General features: G+C 62.0%; 6 protein-coding genes and 2 pseudogenes. 3 read left to right on the forward strand and 5 right to left on the reverse strand.

Annotation, left to right across the window (positions count from 1 at the left end; genetic code table 11):
* From GPT33_RS16530 to GPT33_RS16540, 3 genes are all read right to left on the reverse strand, one after another.
* A partial coding sequence (locus tag GPT33_RS16530; RefSeq protein ID WP_296811057.1) for a hypothetical protein occupies positions 1–211 on the reverse strand: 211 nt, incomplete at its 3' end.
* Between the two features lie 75 nt (positions 212–286).
* Positions 287–727, reverse strand: coding sequence for a GIY-YIG nuclease family protein (locus GPT33_RS16535; RefSeq protein ID WP_296811060.1), 441 nt, complete (start codon positions 725–727; stop codon positions 287–289).
* A gap of 79 nt (positions 728–806) precedes the next feature.
* Complete coding sequence (locus GPT33_RS16540; protein WP_296811063.1) at positions 807–1670, reverse strand: hypothetical protein; 864 nt, start codon at positions 1668–1670, stop codon at positions 807–809.
* Between the two features lie 332 nt (positions 1671–2002).
* Here GPT33_RS16540 and GPT33_RS16545 point away from each other — a divergent pair, with 332 nt between their 5' ends.
* Both GPT33_RS16545 and GPT33_RS16550 read left to right on the forward strand, forming a co-directional pair.
* On the forward strand, positions 2003–2170 hold the full coding sequence (locus GPT33_RS16545; protein ID WP_296811066.1) for a hypothetical protein: 168 nt from the start codon (positions 2003–2005) through the stop codon (positions 2168–2170).
* Positions 2171–2353: 183 nt separating this feature from the next.
* Positions 2354–3745, forward strand: coding sequence for a hypothetical protein (locus GPT33_RS16550; RefSeq protein WP_296811068.1), 1392 nt, complete (start codon positions 2354–2356; stop codon positions 3743–3745).
* A gap of 264 nt (positions 3746–4009) precedes the next feature.
* On the opposite strand, the gene GPT33_RS16555 is transcribed toward GPT33_RS16550, so the two are convergent.
* Both GPT33_RS16555 and GPT33_RS18920 read right to left on the reverse strand, forming a co-directional pair.
* Positions 4010–4207, reverse strand: coding sequence for a hypothetical protein (locus GPT33_RS16555; protein WP_296811071.1), 198 nt, complete (start codon positions 4205–4207; stop codon positions 4010–4012).
* Positions 4199–4390 (reverse strand): annotated as a pseudogene (locus tag GPT33_RS18920) (SAM-dependent methyltransferase); the annotation flags it as partial. The gene GPT33_RS16555 and the pseudogene GPT33_RS18920, both read right to left, overlap by 9 nt.
* A gap of 693 nt (positions 4391–5083) precedes the next feature.
* On the opposite strand from GPT33_RS18920, the pseudogene GPT33_RS16560 reads away from it, so the two are divergent.
* A pseudogene (locus GPT33_RS16560) lies at positions 5084–5525 on the forward strand (reverse transcriptase domain-containing protein); the annotation flags it as partial.

Raw genomic sequence — 5525 nt, forward strand, 5'->3', positions numbered from 1 at the left:
GACGTTCTCGGTACCACTCCAGGAGCAGCGTAGCGATCATGTCTTCCGTGAAGAGTGGTCGGTTGGTGCCGTCGTCGTACAAGGTGCAACCGGATGCCTCGGCTGCTTCGATCAGGAAGCCGGGCCGGAGGATCAGGTCGCCGTTCTTCGGGTTTCGGCCGATGACCGGCCATTCGGTGCCCTCGGGGATTCGCAGGATGATTTTGGTCATGACGCACTAATCCAGTTGGTGGTTACCGTGTCTGCGGCAATCGGTCGCACCGAGGGTAGGGGCCCGTCGGTAGAATCATGACAGATCGGGAATCCACGCGGTGCCTGGTCCCAGGACGCGTATCAAGGTCTCGGGCTGCGGTGCGGCGTCCAGCTCGACGAGGTGGGCCGGGCAATCGCAGTCGCTCGAACCGAAGCCGGGGAGTGGTCGGCGCGCTCCGGGGAGGCGGCCCAAAGCCTGTGCCCAGGCGTGCTCGCGTCGTTCGGTGCCATAGGCGATCCAGTACCCGATGATCTCGCAATGGGGTCGCAGATAGTCCAAATGCCAGTGTGGGCGCGTGGCGATCCGACGGTGATGTCTGCAACGTGCGGCGATCCCGCCGGGGCCGAGCGCGCTGCCGACGTAGATGAAGCAATCGGTGCCCAGCATCAGGTCTCCGAGTCGTCCGATCGTGACGGGTCCTTGATGGCTCGGTGACAAGAGCACGGCGTAGGTGCCGGGTTGGCTTGATGGCACGCTCTTCCCCGGGGTGTGCACGGCAAGAGCCGTCGGCGCCGGAGCGCATCACGGCGTCACGCCCGCCCTATCGTCGGCGTCAGTGACCCAGCAGCCCCTCGAGGACCGGCTCGATGCGCTTGGCGAGCTTCTCGTAGCCGCCGCCGTTGGGGTGGATCTCGTTCTGCCAGTCGTGGCTGTCGCCGCGGTGCCCGAGCGCGGCTCGGGTTAGGGTACCGCGGGTGTCCACCACGTGCAGATCGAGGATTCGATGCGTCCCGGCGGTGAGCGCCAGGAGTCCGTTGGCCAAGCGATCGGTCAGGTAGTCGGCGAGTGCGACCCGGTCGCCAGGCGGAATCTCCCGATCGTTGAACGCCCGATGGAGCCAGGGACCGAGGCTCCCGAAGATGGCCGGCGCGTCGCGGGGCGTGGCGTAGTCATAGGTATGGGCGAGAATCGGCACCCCGCGGCTCGGGCCACCGGGGACGTCGCGCATGGCGGCGATGCGCCGATATCCGTCTTGGACGTCTTCGAGGAGCGCAGCGAGTGCGGCAGGGTCGCAATAGTCGGCGGGGTTGCCGGGGTTGGTCGGTCGGTCTCTCTTGGGCAGGACAATATTGCCGGCCGCGTTGATCAAATCATTGCCGCCGCCGCTCAGGAGGATGGCATCCCAGCGCTTGATCCCCGGCGAGAGGGCCTCGCGCAGCTGCTGGCTTCGGCCAATGCTGGCCATGCTGACGATGGTGTCGCCCGGCGTGCCGCAGTTGACGATTCGGGTGTGCTTGCGGAAACGAAGCTCGAAGAGGAGGTTGTAGGGGGGTAGGCCGCTGATGGTGAACCAGGAATCGCCTTCGGCGAGCAGATTCAGATCGGGAAACGTCGGGAACCCCTCATGATCGAACACTTGGCGGAGGTACTCGCGCCAGGTGACGACGGACGGACGGTGACGGCCTCGTCGCGGCATGCTCGGCTCTCCTCGGAAGGTGATTCGGCTGGGCCTTTTGGCGGGTTGCCGCCTGACTCGCACACATACCGCATTCCGGCTGAATCCTCAAACGTCGATTTCGGGTCGATGACGCGGGATGTGGTCCGGAGGGTGCGACCATCATCCGGGCGAGCTCGGGCGCGATGGCGTCTCCCGGCCGGACGTCTCTGGTTCATCGGTTTATGTCAATTCGGGTCATGGCGCAGGGCTTGATATGCCTGAGTACGTGACTTGACATAAGATGTGTTATACAAAATGCCCTGACGACCGCCTGATCCGGCCAAGCGCTGTGGTTGCGGAGAATCCAGTCGGTGGCTATAAGGATCCGTCATCCGCTCGCCCCACCAACACCGATCGCCGATTTGCCCGCGCCGAATTGCAGGGAGAACGACGTTGGAGACTACGAGATGCGCGAGCTGCGTGCGCAGTTGGCGCGGTTGAAAGAGGAAATCGAGAAACAGGTGTCGTTCACGACGTGACCGCAAGACCGATGCCGGGACAAGAGGTCGATCCCGGGACAACCAAGACTTACGGCCGCACAGAGGTCCTGAGGTGGCTGCTCGGGGGCGGTCTCCGGTGATGTTGGACGATCCCAGCCCCGGAGCGACCTACCAGGATGACGACTCATCGTCGTCCGTGGCCATCTTTTGGCGAGGCTAGCCGTGGATAGAGACATCGCACTGATTGTTGTTCACGGTATCGGCTCTCAGCGGTCGGGTGAGACGATCGGTCAATGCGTGGGAGGAATTCTCCACCGATGCCCTCTTATTGAGCTTAAAACAGAATCAGGGCAAGCGCTTACCGTTCGAGAGATGGTTGAGCAGGGATTGACTCGGGCGACCCTGCATACGGTGGAGCAGACGGTCCGGGTATATGAAGTTGCCTGGGCTGATCTGCTGGCCGGCGAGCAAGTCTCGGGGACCTTCAACAAGGTCTGGTTGGCAGAGACGTCCTGGTATCCCTGGTTGAATGCCAAGTGCGGATGGCTCACCACGGAGGAGTATCCGCGTTGGCTAGTGATCGCGCGCACGCTGCAACTGGTCTTCGTTCAGCTTGTCTTCACGCCGATCTACGAGTTGCTTCCGCAACGTTGGCACGCCGAAGTCATGGATCAGGTGGTTGCGGATGTCTCGAACTACATGCATTCCTTCACCGGCTGGGTGAAGCCACTCTCACCGCTGCGCGATGCCGCGGACCGTATCATCGACCGTTTTCGGGATGTCGCAGCGCAGGCAGCGGCAGATGGATGCAGCGAGATCCAGATCGTCGCTCACAGTCTGGGCACCGTGATCGCCTACCAGGGCTTGGGCTATTACAGTGCATCGGCGCCATCCGGCGGGCAAGCCGTACCCATCACGCACCTGTATACGCTGGGGTCCCCTCTTGAAAAGGTGTTGTTCATTTGGTCGGGCTCGCTTCGTCCCGAGCTCGCGATTCCGCAGATCCAGCGCCACGATCAGGCGCTCGCTGAGGGCAAGCAACTGCGTTGGCGCAACTACCATTCGCCGCTTGACTTGGTGTCGGGCTATCTGCGCCGATTTAAGTCATGGGGTCCCGTCGAGAACATCCGTCTGCGCGATCTTGGCAACTTGGCGAAGGCGCACACCGCCTACTTCCGGCACCCGCGGTTCCAGGAGGATCTGTCACTCGGGCTTGGGCTCCCTCAGAGGACTGCTGAGCCTAGTCGAACCGTCTCTTTGGTTGATAAGGCAAGATCTGCTGTTGTGAACCTGACATTGCCCGTTTTCCTGCTTCTCGCGTCGCTGCTGGGCACGATTTTGGTTGTAGCCGTGTTGACGCTGGTCGTGGTGCTGAGCTGGTCTTTGGCATACTTGATCGTGAACTATCCGCTGAATGCATTGCTCTCCCTGTTCGGTCTGAATGTTTCATTCGGCGCTGTCGCCCAGGCGGCGGTAGTTGTCGGGTTGGGCCTGACGCTACCCTTGTTGATGTACTTCACCGTGGTGGATGGGTACCGGTACGCGCGCCGGACCCATGACCACTGGCAGCGTAGCAAGGCTGAATCCGCCAGTGGTGTAGCAGACAGCGCGTGATGGGCCACTCATCCGGACGGTGGTTTTTCCGCACCTCGCCGTCTGTAAGAACCGCGTCGGTCAGGTGGTCGGTCAGACTGGCGTAAAGCAGATGGGATGTCGCGAGCGGTCTGTACTGATCCTCGTACCTTCAGGGTCGCACACTGCGGTCCTTCGTGGCGGTCAAAAATTGACCGGTGACGGACATCCGTTGCGGCTACGCAGGCTTAGGGTCCATCACCCGGGTTTCCGCACAAGGTTACACACAGGATCTGGGGATAACCTTCAATGCAGGGTACGGTGCGCCCTCCCCTCTCCTTGCGTTCGCAGTTGCCGCAGGAGTTCCGCCCTACCCTCCAGTGCTTGTTCCAGAGCGTCGTCGATGGTCTCCCCGGCGCTCCCGTCGCCGAACAAGGCCGCGAGCAGGATGTCGAGATCGCCATCGATGCACTCCACCCACCCTGCCCCGAAGCACGGAAGCATGAGAAAGTCGGAGATTGAGTTGGCAAGACACCCCTTGGCAGCCTCTTCCGTCGGCGCTAACTGCCGCCAGTAGGGCTCGCCGATGAGGATGATCCCTCCGGTGCGTAGGCTCCGCGCAAGAAGCTCGATCGTGCCGACGACTCCCCCGCCGATCCACGCGGGCGGTGCATCCGCGATGCCGACGTTGATCGTGCGGGCATCGGGATCAAGTCTTGACCCAATTCTGCCGCATTCTCCCGGATTCAGACCGTGCTCGTCGCCTCCTAAAGGCTAGACGTGCAACATCCTTCCGGCACCCTTCAAAGAGAGGCATCGGGTTTTTGAGTAGGCCGGCCACTCCCCGATGCCCCTTCGCAGTGCGTGATTTCAAGACTTGACCGTACGCCGTAACAGGCTGATTAACTTGCTGGTTGAAGTCCAGCCGATGGAGTTGCTCGTACACCATTGTAGTGCCCCGGAGCGGCGTTTGGGTAACCAAGGGTCGTGAGTTTCGCGGGTGCAAAACCGCAGGCCGCAGCGCAAGCGAACCTGGATGTAGCCTCGTCACTTAATCGAAGAAGCCGACCCTGTGGTCAGAAGGGGAAGGCCGCCGTCGGCGGGACCAGACAACGAGAGCGTCTCGCCGGTTCTTCCGGGGTAGCAGGGGTGGCATGTGGTGGAAGTTGATCGGTCCCAGTGCGGGAGACCCGTGACGGTGGCGGCCCGGAACCGCCTACCGCGTCGTATAAGGCGAGTCCGAAGTCGATGCGGGCCGTGACGGGAGTCGGAGGGGCTCATAGTACCGTTCGAGGGTCAGGGACAACATAACCCGACCCGAGGAAAGGAGCCCTACTTTGTGCATGCAACCAAAGCGCGGAGGATCAGGAGATTGCGGCCATGTCGCTAACAACTCCCGAATCGATCAGGACGCTGCAGCGGAAGCTCTACGCCAAGGCCAAGCAAGAGCCGGCGTTCCGCTTCTATGCCTTGTACGACAAGCTCTCTCGGGCGGACATTCTGAGTCATGCCTATGAGCGCGTTCGTGCCAATCGCGGGGCACCGGGAATCGACGGTGTCACGTTCAAGGCCATCGAGGCAGGAATCGGAAAAGACGCCTACTTGGCGACACTGCGCAAGGAACTGGAACAGAAGACGTATCGCGCGGACGGCGTGCGTCGGGTTTGGATACCCAAGCCGGATGGCAGCGAGCGCCCGTTGGGGATTCCCACGGTCCGGGATCGGATCGTGCAGATGGCGTTCAAGCTGGTGGTGGAACCGATCTTCGAGGCGGACTTCTGCGACTGTTCGTACGGATTCCGTCCGCAACGCTCGGCCCATG

Source organism: Thiocapsa sp., from assembly GCF_011390875.1.
Lineage (GTDB): Bacteria > Pseudomonadota > Gammaproteobacteria > Chromatiales > Chromatiaceae > Thiocapsa.